Annotated in this window: 17 protein-coding genes; 5 read left to right on the top strand and 12 right to left on the bottom strand. The window is 72.0% G+C overall.

The annotated features are described in order from the left end of the window. Window positions 1–9: 9 nt before the first annotated feature. Entirely contained in the window at window positions 10–1,146 is a 1,137-nt protein-coding gene (locus C8N24_RS20775; RefSeq protein ID WP_170179278.1) for a carboxylate-amine ligase, read from the bottom strand. 146 nt (window positions 1,147–1,292) lie between these two features. On the opposite strand from C8N24_RS20775, the gene C8N24_RS20770 reads away from it, so the two are divergent. Next, entirely contained in the window at window positions 1,293–1,583 is a 291-nt protein-coding gene (locus C8N24_RS20770; RefSeq protein ID WP_245971942.1) for a GlsB/YeaQ/YmgE family stress response membrane protein, read from the top strand. 3 nt (window positions 1,584–1,586) lie between these two features. Further along, window positions 1,587–2,681 (top strand): AI-2E family transporter, encoded by a 1,095-nt coding sequence (locus C8N24_RS20765; protein WP_121253714.1) that lies wholly within the window; start codon window positions 1,587–1,589, stop codon window positions 2,679–2,681. Here the strand turns inward: C8N24_RS20765 and C8N24_RS20760 are convergent, their stop codons facing one another. The 6 genes from C8N24_RS20760 to C8N24_RS20735 are packed head-to-tail and all read right to left on the bottom strand — an operon-like array spanning window position 2,682 to window position 8,885. Beyond that, window positions 2,682–3,863, bottom strand: a complete 1,182-nt coding sequence (locus C8N24_RS20760; RefSeq protein WP_121253712.1) for a hypothetical protein — start codon at window positions 3,861–3,863, stop codon at window positions 2,682–2,684. Next, complete coding sequence (locus tag C8N24_RS20755; protein WP_121253710.1) at window positions 3,860–4,390, bottom strand: RNA polymerase sigma factor; 531 nt, start codon at window positions 4,388–4,390, stop codon at window positions 3,860–3,862. Before C8N24_RS20755 ends, C8N24_RS20760 begins: the two co-directional genes overlap by 4 nt. Window positions 4,391–4,408: 18 nt before the next feature. Continuing rightward, the gene (locus tag C8N24_RS20750; protein ID WP_121253708.1) at window positions 4,409–5,569 is read right to left on the bottom strand and encodes an FAD-binding protein; all 1,161 of its coding nucleotides are present in this window, start codon (window positions 5,567–5,569) and stop codon (window positions 4,409–4,411) included. Further along, entirely contained in the window at window positions 5,566–7,614 is a 2,049-nt protein-coding gene (locus tag C8N24_RS20745; protein WP_121253707.1) for an NAD(+) synthase, read from the bottom strand. Before C8N24_RS20745 ends, C8N24_RS20750 begins: the two co-directional genes overlap by 4 nt. Further along, a complete protein-coding gene (locus C8N24_RS20740; protein ID WP_211340076.1) occupies window positions 7,615–8,316 on the bottom strand; it encodes a haloacid dehalogenase type II in 702 nt (233 codons plus the stop codon). Window positions 8,317–8,321: 5 nt separating this feature from the next. Next, window positions 8,322–8,885, bottom strand: a complete 564-nt coding sequence (locus C8N24_RS20735) for a TetR/AcrR family transcriptional regulator (RefSeq protein WP_170179277.1) — start codon at window positions 8,883–8,885, stop codon at window positions 8,322–8,324. Window positions 8,886–8,920: 35 nt separating this feature from the next. Here C8N24_RS20735 and C8N24_RS20730 point away from each other — a divergent pair, with 35 nt between their 5' ends. Together C8N24_RS20730 and C8N24_RS20725 are read left to right on the top strand one after the other, a co-directional pair. After that, window positions 8,921–9,700 carry an SDR family NAD(P)-dependent oxidoreductase gene (locus C8N24_RS20730; protein ID WP_211340075.1) on the top strand — a complete coding sequence of 260 codons (780 nt, stop codon included), beginning with the start codon at window positions 8,921–8,923 and terminating at the stop codon, window positions 9,698–9,700. Next, a complete protein-coding gene (locus C8N24_RS20725; protein WP_121253699.1) occupies window positions 9,697–10,419 on the top strand; it encodes an NAD(P)-dependent oxidoreductase in 723 nt (240 codons plus the stop codon). Before C8N24_RS20730 ends, C8N24_RS20725 begins: the two co-directional genes overlap by 4 nt. A gap of 57 nt (window positions 10,420–10,476) precedes the next feature. Here the strand turns inward: C8N24_RS20725 and C8N24_RS20720 are convergent, their stop codons facing one another. From C8N24_RS20720 to C8N24_RS20700, 5 genes are all read right to left on the bottom strand, one after another. Next, entirely contained in the window at window positions 10,477–14,691 is a 4,215-nt protein-coding gene (locus C8N24_RS20720) for a ThuA domain-containing protein (RefSeq protein WP_170179276.1), read from the bottom strand. 236 nt (window positions 14,692–14,927) lie between these two features. After that, complete coding sequence (locus C8N24_RS20715; protein ID WP_121253695.1) at window positions 14,928–18,638, bottom strand: SpoIIE family protein phosphatase; 3,711 nt, start codon at window positions 18,636–18,638, stop codon at window positions 14,928–14,930. A 6-nt stretch (window positions 18,639–18,644) separates the two neighbouring features. Further along, complete coding sequence (locus tag C8N24_RS20710; protein WP_121253693.1) at window positions 18,645–19,001, bottom strand: STAS domain-containing protein; 357 nt, start codon at window positions 18,999–19,001, stop codon at window positions 18,645–18,647. Window positions 19,002–19,007: 6 nt separating this feature from the next. Next, window positions 19,008–19,373: a hypothetical protein gene (locus tag C8N24_RS20705; protein WP_121253691.1), complete on the bottom strand. Its 366-nt coding sequence runs from the start codon at window positions 19,371–19,373 to the stop codon at window positions 19,008–19,010. After that, window positions 19,370–20,203: an ornithine cyclodeaminase family protein gene (locus C8N24_RS20700; RefSeq protein ID WP_211340074.1), complete on the bottom strand. Its 834-nt coding sequence runs from the start codon at window positions 20,201–20,203 to the stop codon at window positions 19,370–19,372. The genes C8N24_RS20705 and C8N24_RS20700 overlap by 4 nt, the downstream gene beginning before the upstream one ends. Before the next feature lie 61 nt (window positions 20,204–20,264). Between C8N24_RS20700 and C8N24_RS34155 the strand changes: the two genes are divergently transcribed. Continuing rightward, a complete protein-coding gene (locus C8N24_RS34155; protein WP_170179241.1) occupies window positions 20,265–20,519 on the top strand; it encodes a hypothetical protein in 255 nt (84 codons plus the stop codon). Window positions 20,520–20,521: the final 2 nt, after the last annotated feature.

Genomic DNA, 20,521 nt, shown 5'->3' with positions numbered 1-20,521 from the left:
CCCGCGGCGCTACCCAGCGGCCGCGGCGACCTCCATGGGCTCCGTCACGGTGCTGACGGTCTCCTGGACGAGCTCGCGCAGCATCTCCGCGGGGCCGCCGAGCGCGGCGTTGCGTCGCTGCCGCGCCGCCCCGTTGCCACGCTCGAGCAGCCGGTGCACCAGCATCAGCTCGTCCCAGCAGCCGAGGTCGGCGGCGTAGGCGCCGGCGATCCCGACCGCATGATGAGCGACCTCGCGCACCGGTCGCAGCGAGCCGTTGAGCAGCAGCCGCGCGTCCAGCCCGTCGCGCGTCGCGCGGAAGCTCAGCTCGCGCAGCGCCTCCGGCCCGGGCACGCGGCGGGCGGGGCTGCTCGCCTCATGGACCGCCAGGCAGTGGATGAGCGCGACCAGCGCGACCAGGTCCTCGACCGAGGACTGCGCGTCGAGCGCGCGGATCTCGAGCGTGCCCAGCCGCGGGTGCGGGCGCAGGTCCCACCACAGGTACGAGTCGTCCGGGCACTCGCCGAGCGCGCGCAGCTCCTCGACGGTGGCGGCGTAGTCGGCGTAGTCGGCGAACGCGCGCGGGATGCCGGACCGCGGGAGCGAGTTGCAGATGACCGACCGCGCGCTGGCCAGCCCGGAGTCCTGCCCGTACCAGTAGGGCGAGTTCGCGCCGAGCGCCTGCAGCAGCGGGATCCATCCGCGCATGCCGTTGGCGGCGCGGACCGCGGTCTCGCCGTCGGGCATGCCGACGTGCACGTGCACGCCGCAGTGCGCGGTCTGCCGCATCAGCGAGCGCAGCGTGCTGCCGATCAGCTCGTAGCGCTCACCACCGCGCAGCGCGACGTCGGAGAAGCGCGCGAGCGGGTGCACACCCGCGCCCACGAGCGGCGTGATCTCCGCGAGCTCGCCGCGCAGCCCGGCGAGGATGCCGACCGCCTCGCCCGCCTCGTCGCACACCGGCGTGCGCAGCTCGAGCACCCCGTCGGTCACCTCACCGGTGACGTGCTCGGGGGCGAGCCCGGCGCGTGCCAGCAGGCGCTCGGTCCCGCCGCACGGCATCAGCGTGCGCGGGTCCACGGCGATCAGCTCCTCCTCGACACCGAGGCTGTAGCGGGCCGATCCCCGGAAGGACAGCGGTGAAGTGGAGAGCGAGGTCTTCGGCATTGGCGCCCGTGCTCTACCCCGTCCCGCGGATTTCAGTCCGCGTCGCATCCGGCTGACTGCACCGTCATCCGGATGACGGTTTGGCACCGCCGCGTCATTGCCGTGGGTAGCAGGGCTTTCGTCAACGTCACCCAGGAAGGGACACCATGATCGGAGAACTGATCGCGGCCATCGTGATCGGCATCATCGCGGGGTACATCGGCCGGGCACTGCTGCCGGGCAAGGATTCAATGGGCTTCGTCGGCACCGTGATCGTCGGCATCGTGGGTGCACTGGTGGGCTGGGCGCTGTTCACGTACGCTCTCGGCATCGGCGACGACGACAAGTTCGACCTGGGCGGGATCATCGGTGCTGTGGTTGGCACCATGCTCGTGCTGCTCGTCCTGCGGATGGTCCGCGGCTCGAGCAACCACCCCAGCCGGACCGCGCACCACTAACGCGTGCGGCAGGACGGCGAGCAGCTGCCGCAGTGGTACCGCACTGCGGCAGCGGCGAGCTGGCGCTTCCTCGTCATCGTCGCCGCGGCGACGGTGCTCGTGTACGCGCTCGTGCATCTGCGCGTCGTCGTCCTGCCGATCATCCTCGCACTGCTGATCAGCACGCTGCTGCTGCCGGTGGTGCGCTTCTTGAAAGCCCGCGGCGCGCCTGACGCGCTCGCGGCCGCCGCCGCCCTGGTCGGCGCCTTCCTCCTGCTGATCGCCATCGGCACGGCGATCGCACCGTCGATCGGCGACCAGTTCACCGAGTTGCGTCCGCGTGCCGAGGACGGCCTGCGCCAGGCGACCGACTACCTCGCCGACCCGCCGTTCAACCTCAGCGAGCGCGAGATCCGCGACACCGTCGACGAGGGCATCGCGCGCCTGCGCGAGAACAGCGGCCCGCTGGCGCGCGGGCTGTCGAGCGGAGCCGTGGTCCTCGGTGAGGTCCTCACCGGCTTGATCGTGACCGTGCTGCTCACGTTCTTCTTCCTCAAGGACGGCCCCCGCATGTGGGGCTGGACCCTGAGCTTCACCGGCAGGCGCAGCCGCGAGCACGCCAACGAGCTCGGCACCCGCGTGTACGCCGCGCTCGCCGGCTACGTGCGCGGGATCGCGCTCGTCGGCCTCGTCGACGCGATCCTGATCGGCCTCGCGCTGCTGATCATCGGCGTCCCGCTCGTGGTCCCGATCATGGTGATCACGTTCTTCGCGGCGTTCGTGCCGCTGATCGGCGCGTTCCTGGCCGGCCTGGTGGCCGTCCTGATCGCGCTCGTCTCCGGCGGCCTGCTCGACGCCGCGCTCGTCCTCGGGGCGATCATCATCGTCCAGCAGGTCGAGGGCCACCTGCTGTACCCGATCCTGATGGGCCGCACGGTGCACCTGCACCCCGCCGTGATCGTCATCGCGCTCGCCGCCGGCGGCATCCTCGGCGGGATCGTCGGCGTGTTCCTCGCCGTCCCGCTGGCGGGCGTCGTGTCCGTCGTGCTCGACTACGTCAAGGACGAGCCGCCACCGGAGTCGCCGGTGGTCGACGAGCCCGAGCCACAGCCCGCCTGATCAGCGCACGCGGAAGCTGAACGTCCCGGCGGGCTTGCGCGCCCGCGGGACGCGGACGATCCCGCGGTAGACGCCGGGGCACCACCGCTCGTTCCCGAAGTCGCCGAACGACGGCGTGATCGGCATCCGCATCTCGCGCGAGGTCGTCCCGGCGAAGCCGCGCACGCGGGTCTTGCCGGCGCACGCGGGCCGTTCCAGCACCACGTAGAACCCGGGCCGCCGCATGCGCAGCACCAGCTCGTAGCCCGCGTCCAGCCCTTGGCCGATGCGGCCGACCCGCGTGACGACCCCGGTATGCGTGGCGCCCGCGGCGCGCGGGGCGAGCGGCGGTGCCCCGGTGGCGCCGCCGAGGGCTCGCTCGATCACGCGCACGGCCTTGCCGTCCGCGTCCAGCCACGTCGTGCGGCGTTCCTCGGCAGGGCCCTCCGGCGCGGTGAAGATCGCGGCGTTGTCACGCACGGGCGCGACGATCGGGTCGCGACGGGCGTACTCGGTGCGCACGGTGGTCACGCCGTCGGGGACGATCCACAGCGCGCGGTGTCCGAGCATCCCCCACGCGCGCCCCTCCTTGACGTCCGCGGTCGAGTAGCAGGCGGCGCCGGCCCCGTCGACCGAGTCGAGCTGGTAGACGCACAGCGCGTCGTGGATCGTCCGCTCGACCCGTCGCCGCAGCTCCTCCGGGATGTCGCCCGGCAGCCGGCGCTCGTAGCGCTCGACCGGCACGAGCACGACGCCGCGGTCCTGGTCGGACTGCGCGAGCAGCCGGATGCTGTCCGTCCGCACGCCCTTCAGCGACGGGCTGTCGACGAACTTCAGGGCGTAGCGCGTGGCGACGCCGCGATCGGCCTCGGTCTGCGCGCGGCGCAGCACGCCGAGAGTCGCGAGCTGGTCCGGCGGCGGCGCGTCGGCGGAGATCGCGGGCGCCGGCCCTTCGCCGTCGCCGAGCGTCGGGCGCCACACACCGGTCGCGGCCAGCGCGGGCGGCGTGACGAGGACGATGAGCGCCGCGCACACGGCGCCCCGGCGGCGCGCCCGGCGGCGGCGGGCGCGCGTGAGCTCACGGCTGGCGGCGACCAGCCGCGCCTGGAGGGCGTCGAGGGAGCCGCGCGGTGCGCCGCCGCCCGCGTGCTCGTCACCGGCGCGCGAGGTCGCCGGACCCTGATCGTCGTCGCGACGGCTCATCGTTGCCTCTCCAGGTCGGTGCGGAGCCGGCGCAGGGCGCGCGAGACGCGCTGGCGCACGGCCGGCTCGGTGGACTGCAGCTCGCTCGCGATGTCCTCGTACGGCCGCTCGTCGACCACGCGGGCGCGCAGGGCCGCGCGGTCGGCGGGCGGCAGGGTGGCCAGCGCGGCTTCGACGTCCAGGCCGACGGCCTCGACCTCCTCATAGTCGGGCTCGACCCGCTCGAGCGCGAGCCGCCGGCGAGCACCGTCCTCCACCCGGCCGCGGCGGTGCGCGTCGACGAGCTTGTGCCGCGCGATCGTCAGGAGCCACGGCGCGGCGGTCGTCCCGCGCGGCCAGCGGCCGTCGTGCACGGCGATCAGCGCCGCCGCGAACGTCTCGGCCAGCAGGTCCGCCGAGTCCTCGCGCGTCGCCCGTCGCACCAGGTACGCGAGCACGAGCGCGCGGTGGCGCGCGAACAGCTCACCGAAGGCGTCGGCGTCGCCGCGCCGGGTGGCGGCCATGAGCTGCTCGTCGGTACGGGCCATCTGCCCTACCTAACGCGCTCACCTCGGTTCTGTGACACGAAAGGCACCGCGCGGGTCCAGCCGCTCGGCGAGCCGCGCGAAGTCGTCCGCGCGTGGGTAGGTGCCGGGCTGCAGGTGGGCCTTGCCCGGGTGCGGGCGCGGTTCGAACGGCGCGAGCGCCGCCTCGACGTCGCGCAGCACGCCCTCGATCGGCACGCGCTCGAACGTGAAGTGGAAGGCGACCGAGTCGCGCTCGTAGGCCGTGCTCATCCACAGCGCGTCGGCGGAGATGGTGCGGATCTCGCTGACGAGCAGATGGGGCACGGTCAGCGCGCGCAGTGCCTGGATCGCGTGCACGGCGTGCTCGCGGGGCAGGACGTACTCGGCCTGGATCTCGGCGCCGTGGCTGGGCGTGAACCCCATCCGGAAGTGCGGCAGCCGGTCCCACCACGGCCCGGGCCGGCCGAGCTGCGCGGTGCAGTTGACCGGGTCCAGCTCGATGATCGGGTGGCGGTCGACCGTCGCGGGCCGCGCGTCGTAGAGCGTCTCGGGCGGCGTGCCGCGCGCCTTCAACCAGACCATGTCGACCGCGTCCCAGCGCGTGAACACGCTGACGCTGTAGGTGGCGGACAGGATCGCGTCGAAGTGCTCGAGGAGCGCATCCCAGCTCAGCCCTTCGAAGACGCGCTGGCCGACCTCGTAGAACGGCTCCGTGTCGAGCGTCAGCCGCGTGAGCACGCCGAGCCGGCCGAGGTGCACGACCATGCCGTCGAAGTCCGGGTCGCCGCGGCGCGCCGTCACCAGCTCCCCCGTGCTCGTCACCAGCTCCAGCGCGCGCACCGCCGTGGCGAGGTTGCCGGTGCCGGAGCCGTGCGTCGCCGTGGCGATCGCGCCGGCGACGGTGATGTGCGGCAACGAGCCGAGGTTGTGCAGCGCCCGGCCGTCCAGCTGCTGGGCGAGCTCGCCGTACGTCAGCCCGGCGTTGAAGGTGACCGCGTCCTCGTCGAGGACGACGTCCGCCGGCAGCCCGCGGACGGACACCTGCTCGTCGGCGTCCGCGATCGCGTTGAACGTGTGCCGTGAGCCGAGCGCGCGGATGGACGGCGCGGCGGCCACCACGGCGCGCAGCTCGTCGAGCGTGCGCGGCTCGTGCAGCCGCGCCGCCCGGTAGGTCACGTTGCCGGCCCAGTTGGTGCTCACGGCACGTTACGGCGCAGCTCGTCGAGCCAGGCGGCGCCCGTGGAGTCGCTCGGCGCGCGCCAGTCGCCGCGCGGGGAGAGCGATCCGCCGGAGCCCACCTTGGGCGAGTTCGGGATCGCGGTGCGCTTGAACTGGCTGATGCGGAAGAAGCGGTCGAGGAAGACCTCGAGCCACTGCTTGACGTCCTCGCGCGCGTACTCGTTGCGCTTGGCGTCGGGGATCAGGTCCAGCCACGGGCCGCGGTCCCGGTCGCCCCAGGCGTGCTCGGCCATGAACGCGACCTTGCTCGGCCGGTAGCCGAAGCGCAGGATGTAGAACAGGAAGAAGTCCTGCAGCTCGTACGGGCCGACCTTGCTCTCGGTGTCCGACGTCGGCTTGTCGCCCTCGCCCGGGATCAGCTCCGGCGAGATCTCCGTGTCCAGCACCGACTGCAGGACCTCGTTGACCTCAGGCTCGAACTGCTCGGTGTCGATCACCCAGCGCAGCATGAAGCTGATCAGCGTCTTCGGAACGGACGCGTTGACGGCGTAGTGGGACATCTGGTCGCCGACGCCGTAGGTCGCCCAGCCGAGTGCGAGCTCCGACAGGTCGCCCGTGCCGATCACGAGGCCGCCGAGGTAGTTCGCGAGCCGGAACAGGTGCGACGTGCGCTCGCCGGCCTGCACGTTCTCGAACGTGATGTCGTAGACCTTCTCGCCGCGGCTGTACGGGTGCTCGAGGTCCTTGAGCATCTGCTCGGAGGACGGCGTGATGTCGATCTCCTTGGCGGTGACGCCGAGGGCCTCCATCAGCTTCCACGCGTTGCCCTTGGTGTGGTCGCTCGTGGCGAAGCCGGGCAGCGTGTAGGCCAGGATGTTCTCGCGCGGGAGGCCGAGCCGGTCCATCGCGCGGGCGAGCACGATCAGCGCGTGCGTGGAGTCCAGGCCGCCGGAGACGCCGATCACGGCCTTCTCGATGCCGGTGGCGCGCATCCGGGTCTCGATCCCGCGGACCTGGATGTTGTAGACCTCGTAGCAGCGCAGGTCCCGCGTGGCGGGCTCGGCGGGCACGTACGGGAAGCGCTCGATCCGGCGCTTGAGCGGCGTGCGCTCCTCCCCCGCGCCGAGCTCGAACTCGACGTGGCGGAAGGACTCGATCCGGTCCTTGTGGTCGTGCATCGTGTCGCCGAACGAGTTCGTGCTCGAGCGGTCCGACAGCATGCGGTCCAGGTCCACGTCGGTGATGAGCAGCTGCTCGTCGTCGGCGAAGCGCTCGGCCTCGGCGACCAGGTCCCCGTTCTCGTAGATCATCGCCTGGCCGTCCCAGGCGAGGTCGGTCGTGGACTCGCCACGGCCGGCCGCCGTGTAGATGTAGGCGGCGATGCAGCGGGCGGACTGGCCGCCGACGAGCGTGTGGCGGAAGTCGGACTTGCCGACCGTGATGTTGGAGGCCGACAGGTTCGCCAGGATCGTCGCGCCGGCCATCGCGCCGTACGTGGACGGCGGCAGCGGCGTCCACAGGTCCTCGCAGATCTCGACGTTGATCGAGAGCCCGCGCACGTCACGCGCGTCGAAGATCAGGTCGTTGCCGAACGGCACCTTCTGCCCGAGCACCTCGACCTCGTAGCCGATGAACTCGCGGGCGGCGCGGAACTGGCGCTCCTCGTAGTACTCGCGGTACTCCGGCAGGTAGCTCTTGGGGACGACGCCGAGGATGCGGCCGCGGTGGATGACGAAGCCGCAGTTGAACAGCCCGCCCTGGGCGCGCAGCGGGCCGCCGACGATGACGACCGGCAGCAGCTCCCGGCTCGCCTCGACGACCTGCTCCAGCGCGCGCTCGACCGCGTCGTTGAGCGCGGCCTGGTGCAAGAGGTCGTCGATCGCGTAGGCGGAGAGCCCGAGCTCGGGGAAGACGGCGAGCGACGCGCGCTCGGCGGCGGCGCGGCGGTACAGCTCGAGCGTGCGCTCGACGTTGAACGCCGGGTCGGCGGGCTTGACGTGCGGGACCGCCGCGGCCACGCGCGCGAACCCGTGGGTGTAGAGGGACTCGTAGGCCACAGGCGTCATCTACGCGGTGGCGGCCTGCGCGAAACGCGCGAGGTCAGGAAACGTCGCGTCCGGCACGGCCGCGGCGGGCGGCGTCGCCCCGCCGCCCGCGCGCCCCGCCCGGCGGTCGATCCACACGGTCGTCAGGCCGAGCGCCTTCGCGGGCACGTGGTCGTGGAACAGGCTCTGCGCGACGTGCAGGATCCGCTCGCGCGGCACGTCGATGCGCGCGAACGCGAACTCGAAGTTCTCGATCCGCGGCTTGTAGCCCTCGGCCTGCTGCGCGGTGATCACGTGGTCGAAGTCGACCCCGAGCTTCGCGTTCGAGGCCGCGAACAGGTCGTCGTCGCAGTTGGTGATCACGCCCAGCTTGAAGCGCTCCTCGAGCGCGGCGAGCGCCGCCGGGCTGTCCGCGAACGCCGGCCAGTCGACGACCGAGCCGCCGAACGCCTCCTGCTCGGCCGCGGTCGGCTCGAACCCGAGGTCGGTCCCGATGCCCCGCAGCGCGCCCGCGAGCACCTGCCGGTAGCGCAGGTACGGGCCGGCTTCCAGCGCCGCCTCGTGGTGCGCGAACCGCTCCAGGAGCTCCTCGTCGTCACGGCTCGCGCCGTGCGCCTCCAGGACCGGCCGGAGCGCGGCGAGGATGCCGCTCTCCCAGTCGATCATCGTCCCGTAGCAGTCGAAGGTGAGTGCGTCGAACGCACGGAAGTCGAGGTCGGCCACGGGCCTCATCCAATCACGTCGAGCGCGTCGTCGAGGACTGCTGAGACGCGCCGGCGCACCGCTTCGGCCGGGAGCTCCTCCAGAACCGCCTCGGCCACGGTCTCGTGGCGGAGCAGGATCACGGCGGCCAGCAGCGCGCCGCGGACCTGCCCGCCGGCGGCTGCGCCGAGCGGCTTGCCCCACCCGTGGGTGAGCGTTGTGCGCCGTGCCCGCAGCGTCGGGGACGCGCGCTCGCACGCCAGGAACCCGCGGATGCCTTCGAGCAGCGGGCCGTCGAGGTCCGCCCACGTGCACGGGCCGGCGAGCACCGGACGGTCGAGCAGGGGGCGCAGCGACTCCCCCGCCGCGACCGCGGCGACGAGACGTTCGAGCACGGCCGGCTCCGCGTCGAAGAACAGCTCCTCCTTGCTGCCGAAGTAGTTCCAGATCGTCTTCGGCGCCACGTTCGCCGCCGCGGCGACCTGCGCGAGCGTGACGGCCTCGAACCCGTGCCGCTCGAACAGACGTGTGGCCACGTCCGAGATGGCCTGCCGGGTCGCGGCCTTCTTGCGCTCGCGCAGAGATTCCACGAACGTAAAGTTACCATCATGGTAGAAATTTGCGGATGCGATGGATGATCACGGGCACGAGCAGCGGCTTCGGCGCGGCGCTGGCGACGGTGGCGCGCGCGGCGGGGCACGAGGTGGTGGCGACGACGCGCGCCGGAGGCGGTGACCTGCACCTGGACCTCCGTGACCCCGAGTCGATCCGCGCGGCCGCGGCGGCCGCCGGCGACGTTGACGTCCTCGTCAACAACGCGGGCTTCGGGCTGCTCGGGGCGTTCGAGGAGCTCACCGACGCGGAGCTGCGCGACGCCTTCGAGGTCAACCTGCTCGGGCCGCTCACCCTGACCCGCGCGCTGCTTCCCGGGATGCGCTCCCGCCGGTTCGGGCGGATCGTGCAGCTGTCGTCGGTGGTGGGCGTGACCTCCGGCCCGGGCGGCGCGGCCTACGCGGGCCCGAAGGCAGCGCTGGAGGCGGCGTCCGTCGCCCTCGCCGGGGAGGTGCGGCATCTCGGCATCCGCGTGACGATCGTCCAGCCGGGCCCGTTCCGGACCGCGTTCGGCGGAGCGGGGTTGCGCTGGAGCACGCCGCTGCCCGACTACGCCGAGGTCATCGGGCCGCCACGCGCGGCGCTCGAGGCCGGCCACGGCCGCCAGCCCAACGATCCCGCCCGGGGTGCCGCCGCGATCCTCGCCGCGGTCACGCGGGACGAGCCGCCGCTGCACCTCCCCCTCGGGCCCGAGGCCTTCGACTGGATCCGCGAGTACTTCGCCGAGCGTGTGAACGCCTTGTCGGCGGTGCGCCCTCTCGGCCTGGACACGGCGTATCGTCCGGCCCCATGAAGCGCGTCGGCATCCTGCACCCCGGCGCGATGGGCGCCGCCATCGGCACCGCGCTGCTCAGCGCCGGCCACGAGGTCCTCTGGGACGGCCGCGGCCGCTCGCAGGACACCGCCGCGCGCGCCGCCCGCTTCACCGACGCGGGCGCCGACCTGCTCACGCGCGCCGAGGTCGTCCTCTCGATCTGCCCACCCGACCGCGCGCTGGAGGTGGCCGCGGCCGCCGCGGACTTCGCCGGCCTATACGTCGACGCCAACGCCATCGCCCCGGGCACCGCGGCGCGGATCGCCGTGCCCCACTACGTCGACGGCGGCATCATCGGCTCGCCCTCCGCCCCACGCCTGTTCCTCAGTGGCACCCGCGCGGCGGAGGTGGCCGCGCTGTTCGCCGGCACGACCGTCGACGCCCGCGTCCTCGAAGGCGGCCCCTGCTCCGCCTCCGCGCTGAAGATGCTCTACGCCGCCTGGACCAAGGGCAGCGCGGCGCTGCTCCTCGCCATCGAAGGCGCGGCGACCGAGCTGGGCGTGGACAACGACCTCCACGCCGAGTGGGACGACTCCCAACCCGAGCTGTCGGGCCGGCTCGAACGCGCCCAGGCCGCCGCCGAGGCCAAGGGCTGGCGGTGGGCGGGCGAGATGCGCGAGATCGCGACGACGTTCGAGGCGACGGGCTGGCCGCCCGGCTTCCACGCGGCGGCCGCGGAGGTCTACGAGCGGGGTTGAACGGCGAAGCCGCCGCGGTGCCCGAAAGCACCACGGCGGCTTCGAGAACGCGGTTCCTTACGGCGTCGTGGTCGACAGCGTGAAGGTGAGCGTCTTGCTGTACGAGCCCGTGCGCAGCGGGTCGTTGGCGCCGATGGCCTGCTTGAACGTGACCGGCACCTTCTCGTTGGAGGTCGGTGCGGTCCACGTCTTCACGACGCCCAGCCCCTGGAGCGGCTGAGCCAGCGCGAAGGCGCCGTTGACCAGCTTGCCCGTGTTCGTCGGGCTCGGGTCGGCGACGGTGAGCGTCGCGTCACCCGCGGTCGAGATGACCGTGGCGTCGGTGGTCGCCGTGTACTCGGCGGGCACGCCCGGCTTGAACGTGCCGAACGAGGCCGGCGCGCCCAGCGAGAGGGCCAGGGTCGCGGGGACCGAGCCGCCGACGGTGCCGGTGGCGGGCGGCGACTTGACGACCGTGATGCCCTCGCCCTCGAACTGCACCCAGTTGAGGAGCATCACGTTGTTGGCGCTGAACGTCAGGAACAGCTCGTTCTGGCCCTCGAGCGAGAGCGGGAACGTCATGCTCTTCCAGATCGGCTCGGTGGCGACCGTGGTGCCCGTCGCCGTCAGCGCGAACGTGCCGACGACCGGGCCCGTCTGGGAACCCGTGCGCAGCACGACGTTGCCGAGCGCGGAGCCCGGGGCACGGCCGGCGGTCGCGTCCGCGTAGCGGAACGTGATGCCGTTGACGTTCTTGAGGTTGAACGGCCCGTTCAGGCGGATGAAGTCCGCGTTGCCCAGGCTGAACATGTGCAGACCGCCGCCCACGTCGTTCGTGGACGTGGCCAGCACGCCGTTGGTGAACGTCGCGTGCTCGACCTCCTGCTTGCGCTGGCGGATCTTGACCTGCTTGGTCACGGTGATGCCGGGGGCGGCACCGTTGCCCTTGTCGGTGTAGACCGCGCTGATCACGCCGAACACGTTGCCGCCGTGGAACACGTCCTCCTCGAGGGTCTGGAGGAAGCCGTTGCAGCCGAGCTTCTCCTCCTCGCCGTGGCCGTGCTCGTCATGGCCGAGGATGAACTCGACCTCGACGTCCTTGCAGTCGATGACCTTGTCCTCGGCGTCGGTGATCTCCACCGAGTACGGGATCTTGTCGCCGAACTGGAACGTGCCGCCCTCGACCGGGGTCACGATGTTGATCACCGGAGCGGTGTTGCCGGCGGTGATGAGCGTGGAGGTCGAGGTCTTCTTGCCCGTCGAGTCGATCACGGACAGCACGACGGTGTAGGCGCCGGCCTTGGTGAACGTGTGCGCCGGGTTGGCCTCCTCGGAGATCGGCGAGCCGTCGCCGAAGTCCCACTCGTAGCGGATCGAGTCGCCCGGATCCTGGTCGAGCGAGCCGGCGCTCGAGAAGTTGACCGTCAGCGGCACGCCACCGTCGGTCTTGTCGGCGGAGAGCACGGCCTTGGGCGCGCGAGCGCCCTTGACGTACTCCCACTTGTACATGCCGGCGTCGAAGTTGGCCGTGAAGAAGCCGTTGCCGTACGTCAGCAGGTAGAACGCGCCGTCCGAGCCCCACGCCATGTCCATCGGCGCGTCGCACTCGAACATCGGCGGGTTGAGCGGGTTGACCTGACCGCAGTCCAGGAAGTTGTTGACCTTCTGGATGTGGTTGTCACCGTCGAGCTTGATCTCGCGCATGGTGTTGCGGCCGAACTCGCCCACGATGACCGAGTCGTCGTAGTACGGCGGGAACTTCACCGTGCTCGGGTTGCTCGCGTCGAACTCGTACTTGCTCATGCCGTGCGGCGCGACGCCGCCGTCGAAGAGCTCCGGGAACAGCCGCGGGCACTCGCTGCTCGAGCCCGGCGCCGGCGTGCCGACGGTCGGGTTCGTGTACTCCTGGCACGGCGTGCCGATGCCGACCGGACGCGTGGCGTTCGGGTTGTCCTGGTACGAGTACCAGATGTCCGGGTCGGTGACCGGGGGCAGGTCCTGCAGACCCGGCTCGACGGACGGACCGCCGTCGCGCACCCAGCGCGACGTGTTCTTCTGCGTCGCGCCACCGCACTCGATCGCCTTGGCGCCCGTCACCGGGATGCGGCCGGCGGTCGTGGTGCCGGCGGCGAACTCGCTGAACTCCCACTCCCAGTAGCCGAGCTTGCTCGAGTAGCACGTCGGCCAGCCGTAGTTGGACGGCTTGCGGACGATCTCGTAGCGGCCGACGCCCGCGGGACCACGGCCACGCGAAGGCGTGTTGGAGTCCGGCGAGTAGTCGCTCGTGTAGATCACGCCGTCCGAGTCGACGTCGACGCGGAACGGGTTGCGGAAGCCCATCGAGTGGATCTCCGGGCGGGTCTTGGCCTGCGGCGCGCCCGCGACGAGCGGGAACAGGTTGCCGGCCGGGATCGTGTACGCGCCCGAGCCCGAGCCGTAGTCCGCCTTGTTGAAGTCGGACGCGGCGATGGCGCCGGACTTCGGCTTGATCCGCAGGAGCTTGCCGCGGAGGTCGTTCGTGTTGGCCGCGGAACGGCGCGCGTCACCGATCGGCGGCAGGAAGTAGCCGCCCTCGACCTGCGTCGTCACGGTCGCGGTGCCCCCGCCCTGCAGGCCGGCGTTGTTGACCGTCAGCTGCGGCTGGTTCTTCTGCGCGCGGGCGCGGCGGAAGAACACGTTGATGTTGGTCGTGTTGACCGTGTTCGGGGCGGTCTGCGTCGGCAGCGGGCTGACCTGGATCTCGTCCGCCTCGATGTTCGACAGCGCCTCGAGCGCGGCGTCGATGGCCGGGCCGGCCGCGTCGTACGGGATCGGCGCGGTCGTCTGGCCGTCGAACGTCAGCGTGAACGTGCCGCCGGTCGCGCCGTTGACGCGCACGACCTGCTGCTCGTCGGACATCTGGTCGTTGAACGGACCGAAGCCGCCGCCGTTGACGCCGCCGGCCTCGTTGTCGTCACCGGTGCCGGTGATGAGGTTGTTGTCCTTGTCGAAGACGATGTCGCCGCCGACGTGGCAGCAGGAGCCGCGGTTCTGCGCGACGCGCATGATCTGCTGCTCGGAGTCGAAGTCCATCGTCAGGTCGCCGTTGGCGTCCTCGACGAGCTTGAAGCGCGACAGCTGGAAGTAGCCGACCCACGGGTCCCAGGCCGTTAGCGACGCCTGCGGCGTCGTCGGGGCGTTGGCGATCGGCGTCGTCTGCGTCACGACCTGGCCGGTCGAGAGCTTGACGTCGGTGACCGTCAGCGGCGAGTAGTACAGGTACAGCCACTTGTTCTGGTCGTAGTCGTTGTCGATGCCCGGGCCATAGAGGCCGTCCTCGGACACCGAGTACAGGCGGAACTTCGACGGGGTCGACGCGGCCTGGAAGTCGGCGACGACCTTGGTCGTGCCCTTGGCCGGATCGTGGATCCGGACCTGACCCGAACGAAGCGTCTGGATGATCCGGCCGTCCTTGAGGCGGACGAAGCCGATCGGCTCACCGACGTTCGGCGGCGCGGCGATCTTGGTCTGCTGGTAGTTCGACAGCACCGTGGCGCCGCAGTCGCTGTAGGTCGGGTCGCTCTGCCCGGCGGCCCAGGCGATGGCGCCCTTGAGGTGCTTGGTCAGGTCGGCGTCGAACGCCGCGGCGTTCGTGCCGAGGCCCGTGTAGAACGAGCGGCCGGAGCTGAAGTCCTTGCACCACGAGATCGGGTGGTCGGCGCCCATGGTGCCGCCGGAGATCCCGTCGAGCACCTTGCCCTGCGGCTGCTTGCCGAACGGGTCCTCCACCACGGAGGCCAGGACGTGCGACTTGCCGCGCACGTTGGCGGCGAAGTTGTACCAACCACCCTCGGCGCGATCCCAGTACTGCGGCAGGGTCTTGCTCGCGTCGTGGACGCGGTCGATGACCTTGACCGTGGCGCTCTGCGCCGGCGCGCTGCCCGAGGACCGCGTGCCGAGCAGGTCGGTCATGAACTGCCAGGACGAGTCGGTCTCGATCGCGGAGCCGACGCCGACGAAGCCGCCGCCCTTCTTGTAGTACGCCTCGAACGCGCCGCGCTGGGCGTCGTTGAGCGGGCTCGCCTGGCCCGTGTTCAGGAACACGACCGTGCGGTAGGCGTCCAGGCCGGCGGGCGTGAACTTCGCGCCGACCTCGGCCGGAGCGGGCGCCTCGACGACCCCGTCAGCGCCGACGGCGCTGGTGATCGCGCTGATGCCGGCCGCGCTCGTGGCGTCCGACGTGCTGGTCACGACCAGCACCTTGTACGGCTCGACCGCCTGCTCCTTGGCAGACGCGGTCGCGGGAACGGCCAAGGCCAAGCTCGCCAGAGCGAGGCCCCAACTTCTTCTCCCCATTTCTCCTCCTGTTATGTGGGCGACCCTTCACCGCGCGTGCCCGCCCTCCCGAGGCATGGACGCGCGGATGACGCTCGGACACCCATCATCTGCCGGTACTTACACAGAAGTAGGTGCCCTTCGGGCCGAATCCTCTCAGAACTTGGATGAGAGTCAAGGGGAAGTTACATGAGTAAACGGTCGCTTCGGTCCGCCTAGCGGACATAGCGCGCGAGCGTGAGCTCGCACCAGACCGACTTGCCGTCGTGCAACGGGCGTGTTCCCCAGCGGTGCGCCACCGCGGCGGTCAGCTGCAGGCCGCGTCCGTGATCGTCCTTGGCGGTCGGCCGGAGCTTGCGCGGGATCGCCGCGCCGCCGTCGTCGACCTCGATCCGCAGGTGCTCGGGGTCACGACGCAGACGCAGCTCGACCGGCGGGCGGCCGTGCAGGATCGCGTTCGTGACGAGCTCGCCGGCGATCAGGAGCACGTCGTCGATCAGCCGCTCCGGGCACTCCCACTCGCGCAGCACGTCGGTCGTGAACACGCGCGCGCGGCGGATCTCCTTCAGGTCATCCTCGAGCGCGATGGCCGCCGACGTCTGCGGCGGTGCCGGCCGCGCCCGGGCGACGAGGAGCGCGACGTCGTCGTCGCTGCCCTCGGGCACGAGCGCCTGGACGAGCGCGTCGGGATAGGCCTCGATCGGCAACTGGCCGTCGAGGCCGGCGAGCGTGGCGCCGAGGCGGTCGATGCCGGCGTCGATCACGCGGTCCCGCCGTTCGACGAGACCGTCGGTGTAGAGGGCGAGGTGCGAGCCGGCGATCAGGTCCGCGCGCGCCTCCGTGAACCGCGGCGACCCGGTGCCGAGCGGAGGTCCGGCGGACCCGTCGAGGCGTTGCGGGCCTTCGCCCGGCGCCACCAGCAACGGCGGGAGCTGGCCGGCGTTCGCGTACGTGAGCGAGCAGTCGCGCGGGTCGAAGATCGCGAACAGGCAGGTGACGATCTGCTCGGCGCCGAGCTGGCCGACGACGTGGTCGAGCATCTCCAGCACGTCGGCGGGCGAGAGCTCGAGCTGGGCGTACGCGCGGACCGCGGCGCGCAGCTGGCCCATCACCGCCGCGGCGCGCACGCCCCGGCCGATCACGTCGCCGAGCACGAGCCCGGTGCGCCCCGCGCCGAGGTCGATCACGTCGTACCAGTCGCCGCCGACCTGGGTGCCGGCGACGCCCGCGTGGTAGTACGCGGCGACGTCGAGCTGCTCGGCGTCGAACGTGCGCTCGGGCATCAGGCTCTGCTGGAGCTCGTCGGCGATCCGCCGCTCGCGATCCGCCGCCTCCCGCTCCGCCGCGGCCTGCGCGAGCGCGCGCTCCCCGGCGCGCTGCTCCGTGATGTCCTGCAGGCTGCCGCGCAGCCGCACCGGGGTGCCCTCGTCGTCGCGCTCGAGCTCGCCGAGCGCGTACATGATGCGCGTACCCTGCTGCGGCGCCTGAAGGCGGAACTCGACCTCGAGCCGTCCGCTGACCATGGCGTCCTGAATCGACTTCGCGGCCCGCTCGAGGTCATCGGGATGCACGCTCTCGAACGCTCGTGCCAGCCCGCCCGCGCGCAGCTCCTCGGCGGTGAGGCCGACCTGGCGAAGGTACTCCGCGGACGCCGTGACCTCGTTCGTCGCGAGCTCGAGCTCCCAGCTCCCGACGCGCGCGAGCCGCTGCGCCTGGTCGAGCAGGTCGCCGCTGCGGCGGAGCGCGTCCCGGGTGCGGCGGGCACGGTCGAGCTCCAGGTTCGCGTGCACGCGCGCGAGCAGCTCGCGCGCGGCGAACGGCTTGATCAGGTAGTCGTCGGCGCCCGCCTCCAGACCCTCGATCGTGCCTTCCTCGCCCGCGCGGGCGGAGACCATGATCACGGGGATGTCGGTCGTCGCCGGGTCGGCCTGCAGGCCCGCCAGCAGCCCGAAGCCGTCCAGGTTGGGCATCATCACGTCGGTCACGACCAGCTCCGGCGGCTCGCGCCGGGCGAGCTCGAGCGCGACCGCGCCGTCGGGTGCGGTCTGCACCGAGTAGCGGGTGTCCAGCAGCGACGCGATGTAGGAGCGCATGTCCGCGTTGTCGTCGACGACGAGCACGCGCGGGCGTTCCTCGGCGAACGGGTGGTCGTCGCCCTCGTCGTCGGGCGACAGCCAGCGCATCGCTTCCGCGACGAAGCCCTCGGCGTAGCGCTCCGCTTCGGTCTGCCCGGAGGGCTGCGTGACCACCTGGTCGGCCGGGAGGTGCTCGGAGCCGAACGGGATCGCGACGGTGAAGGTGGAGCCCTCCCCCGGTACGGAGCTGACGGTGGCTTCGCCGCCGTGCAGGTCGGCGAGCTCGGCGACCAGCGCCAGCCCGACGCCGGTGCCTTCGTGGCTGCGCGACCGTGCGCCGACGACGCGGTGGAAGCGCTCGAACAGGCGCTCCTGGTCGGCCGCCTCGATGCCGATCCCGGTGTCGGCGACGGTCAGCTCGGCGCGGCCCTCGTGGGCCCGCAGCCGCACCGTCACGCCGCCCGCGAACGTGAACTTGAGCGCGTTCGACAGCAGGTTCATGACGATCTTCGCCCACATCTCCGCGTCCACGTGGACCGGCTCCGTGAGCGCCGCGGTGTCGACCGTGAGCGTCAGGCCGGCACGCTCGTAGGCCGAGTCGAACATGCTCGCGAGCTCCGCCGTGTAGCGGGCGAGGTCGATCGGCGTGTAGGCCGCGTTGATGCGCCCGGACTGCAGCCGCGAGAAGTCCAGCAGCGTGTTGACCAGCTTGAGCAGGCGCTGCGCGTTGCGGTGGATCCGCTCAACGCGGACGCGCTGCTCGCCGGCGAGCCGGTCCTCCGGATCCGCCAGCGCGTCCTCGGCCGGCCCGAGCAGCAACGTCAGCGGTGTGCGCAGCTCATGGCTGACGTTGGTGAAGAACGCGGTCTTCGCTTGGTCGAGCTCGATCAGGCGCTCCGCCCGCAGCCGCTCCTGCTCGTACGCCCGGACGTTCGTGAGGCCGGCGGTGATCTGGCCGGCGACCAGCTCGAGGAAGCCGCGGTAGCCCTCGTCGAGGGCGCGATAGCGGTTGAGGCCCGCGACGAGGAAGCCGACGCCGCCGAGCGGCAGGCACAGCGCCGCGACCGGAGGCTCGTCCCAGGCGCCGAGCGGCGGCGCCAGACGCTCGAGGTCCTCGACGAGCAGCGGCTCGTCGTCGACGAGCGCCGCGAGCGGCCAGGTATCGTCGGGCGGCGCGAACGGCGCTCCGCTGTGAGCGGCCAGGCGCGCGCTCCCGTCCTCCTCCCAGAGGTACACGAGCGTGAAGGGCAGCGTGCGCTGGTCCGTCCCGAGCTGCTCCGCGGCCGAGGCGAGCACCTCGTTCTCGTCGCGCGCGGACGACATCGCGGCGCTGAGGTCGCGCAGCGTGGAGAGCTGGCGCGCGCCGATGACGCGCTCGGTCTCCTCCGAGACGACGCACAGCATCCCTTCGATCTCGCCCTCGTCACCGGCGAGCGGGCTGTAGGAGAACGTGTGGTACGTCTCCTCGACGAACCCGCTGCGCTCGAGGAACAGCAGCAGGTCCTGGTCCCACGTGGCCTGCCCCGTGGAGAGGACGCCCTCGATCCGTGGCCCGATGTCCGGCCAGATCTCCGCCCACACCTCGCGCGCCGGGCGGCCGAGCGCCCACGGGTACTTGTCGCCGAGCGTGTCGCGCCGGTACGCGTCGTTGCAGAAGAACGTGAGCTCCGGCCCCCACGCCATCCACATGCTGAAACGCGACGTCAGCAGCACCTGGACGATGCTCGCCAGGCTGCGCGGCCACTGCTCGGGCGGCCCGAGCGGCGTCGCCTCCCAGTCGACCGCGAGCAGGTCGTGCCCGACCGGCCCGCCGGCGGTCAAGGCGGCGCGCGCGTTCCCGGTGGCGGACATCGCCGGCTAAGCGAGGCGCTCGGCGGGCTCGGCGACGATGTCGAGCACCTTCGCCAACCCCGACAGCTCCAGGATCCGCTGCACCGCCGACGCCCCGCCGACGGCCACGGAGAACCGCTCGTCATGCTCTTGCGCGCGCTTCTGCTGGCCGACGATCACGCCGAGCCCGCTCGAGTCGATGAACGTGACCTCGCGCAGGTCGAGGACCACCGAGGCGGCCCGCGCCTCCGGGTTCAGCAGCGCCTCGCGCAGCTTCGGTGAGGTGGCGAGATCGATCTCGCCGCCCGCGATCACGACGACCCCGTCGTCGCGCCGTTCGTGACGTACCTGGAAGAGTGGATTAACCGACACCGCGCGCAACATACCCCGCTAGAGCGGAATTACACGCGCATACACAACGGTCCTGGCGCCGGAGAGCAGATCACCCAGTGCGTCGACCGCGCGGGCGTACATGAGCGGGCTGGACCAGTGCGCGATCCCGACCGGTCCGTGGCGCTCAGCGCCCAGGTAGCCCTGCCGTCCGGCGAAGGCGGCGGTCGCGGTGCGCCAGGTCGCATCGTCGGCGTCGGCGACCACCAGCGCGCCGTCGCGCGGCGGTCCGGGGACGCTGACGTACCGGCACGGCGCGTCGTCGCGCAGCGCCCGGTAGAGCGCGTGGCCGGCGGGCGCGTCGGCCGCGTAGTCGGCCAGGAACGCGTCGTCCGCCTCGCGCGGGACGACGTAGCGCTCGATCACGCGAGCGCGCCCGCGATCACCGCGTCCTCCCAGGACATCCCGGAGCTCTTGAACAGACGCGGGCGGGCCGGATCGACGGAGGCGCCGTTCACGAGCTCGGCGAGCGTCACGAGCGAGCGCTCCTCCAGCACCCGGGAGCGGATCGGACCGATCACGTCGCCGGCCTCGCGCAGCGCCGACGTGCGCGACTCGACCACCACCGTCGCGCGGGCGGCGAGGGCGTCGTCGGTCTCGCGCCGGTCGGGGTCGTGGCTGCCGATCGCGACGACCGTGGCCGTGTCCTTGACCAGCGCGCCGTCGAACAGCGGGGCCGCCGCCGTCGTGCAGCAGCAGATGACGTCCGCCGTCCGGACCAGGTCGTCGACGTCGCCGTGGTCGCGGCCGACGAGGTCGACGTGCTCGATCGGCCGGATCGCGCGGATCGCTTCCGCGTGCGCGCGACCCTGCGGACCGCGCCCGAAGATCAGCAGACGGCGGGCGTCCTCGGCGGCGAGGTGGCGCACGGCGAGCGCGGAGACCGCGGCGGTGCGGACGTTGGTGACCGCGATGCCGTCCGCGAGCGCGGTCGGCGCGAGCGTCTGCGCGTCGAAGACCACGACGACGCCCTGGATGCGCGGGTCGCCGCCGACCGTCACCAGCTTGACCGCCACGTTCGGTCCGACCTCGCTCGGCATCATGATCAGCTCGCCGCCGGAGAGCGGCACGAACCGGCGCGGTGGGTCGCGCTCGGGATCCAGCCCCCCTCGCAGCGCCGCTTCAAGGGCGTCGACGGCGTCGACCGGGGGCAGCAGCCGCTCGACGTCGGCGGCCGAAAGGAGGCGGAGGGTCACGTCCTGTGACGTTGACACACCCGTGAACCGGAGAGCCACGGGGCCCCGTACGGTTACGCAAGTGCCCGAAGGACACGAGGATCTCAACACGTTGCTGCGCGCGCTGGTCGACACCCAGCGCGAGATCGTCACCCTCCTGGACGAGGTGACCAGCGACATCGCGGACCTGCGCGGTCGCGTCACGCTCCTCGAGTCGGCGACCGCCGTCCGTGCCGAGGCACAGCAGACCCAGTCGCAGACGCGCCGGCTGATGGCCGACGCGGAGCGCTTGCAGCTGCGCAGCACGAACTTGCTGGACGGCAACGGCGCCGTTTGAGC

It is taken from the genome of Solirubrobacter pauli, assembly GCF_003633755.1.
GTDB lineage: Bacteria > Actinomycetota > Thermoleophilia > Solirubrobacterales > Solirubrobacteraceae > Solirubrobacter > Solirubrobacter pauli.
The sequence above is the reverse complement of the archived record's forward strand: the minus strand, read 5'-3'. Positions and strand labels throughout refer to the sequence as shown.

Coding starts and splice junctions, on each gene's coding strand:
- C8N24_RS20760 (WP_121253712.1), bottom strand. CDS start 3,863: ATGAGCCGTCGCGACGACGATCAGGGTCCGGCGACCTCGCGCGCCGGT.
- C8N24_RS20730 (WP_211340075.1), top strand. CDS start 8,921: ATGCGATGGATGATCACGGGCACGAGCAGCGGCTTCGGCGCGGCGCTG.
- C8N24_RS20755 (WP_121253710.1), bottom strand. CDS start 4,390: ATGGCCCGTACCGACGAGCAGCTCATGGCCGCCACCCGGCGCGGCGAC.
- C8N24_RS20770 (WP_245971942.1), top strand. CDS start 1,293: ATGATCGGAGAACTGATCGCGGCCATCGTGATCGGCATCATCGCGGGG.
- C8N24_RS20725 (WP_121253699.1), top strand. CDS start 9,697: ATGAAGCGCGTCGGCATCCTGCACCCCGGCGCGATGGGCGCCGCCATC.
- C8N24_RS20715 (WP_121253695.1), bottom strand. CDS start 18,638: ATGTCCGCCACCGGGAACGCGCGCGCCGCCTTGACCGCCGGCGGGCCG.
- C8N24_RS20710 (WP_121253693.1), bottom strand. CDS start 19,001: ATGTTGCGCGCGGTGTCGGTTAATCCACTCTTCCAGGTACGTCACGAA.
- C8N24_RS20775 (WP_170179278.1), bottom strand. CDS start 1,146: ATGCCGAAGACCTCGCTCTCCACTTCACCGCTGTCCTTCCGGGGATCG.
- C8N24_RS20745 (WP_121253707.1), bottom strand. CDS start 7,614: ATGACGCCTGTGGCCTACGAGTCCCTCTACACCCACGGGTTCGCGCGC.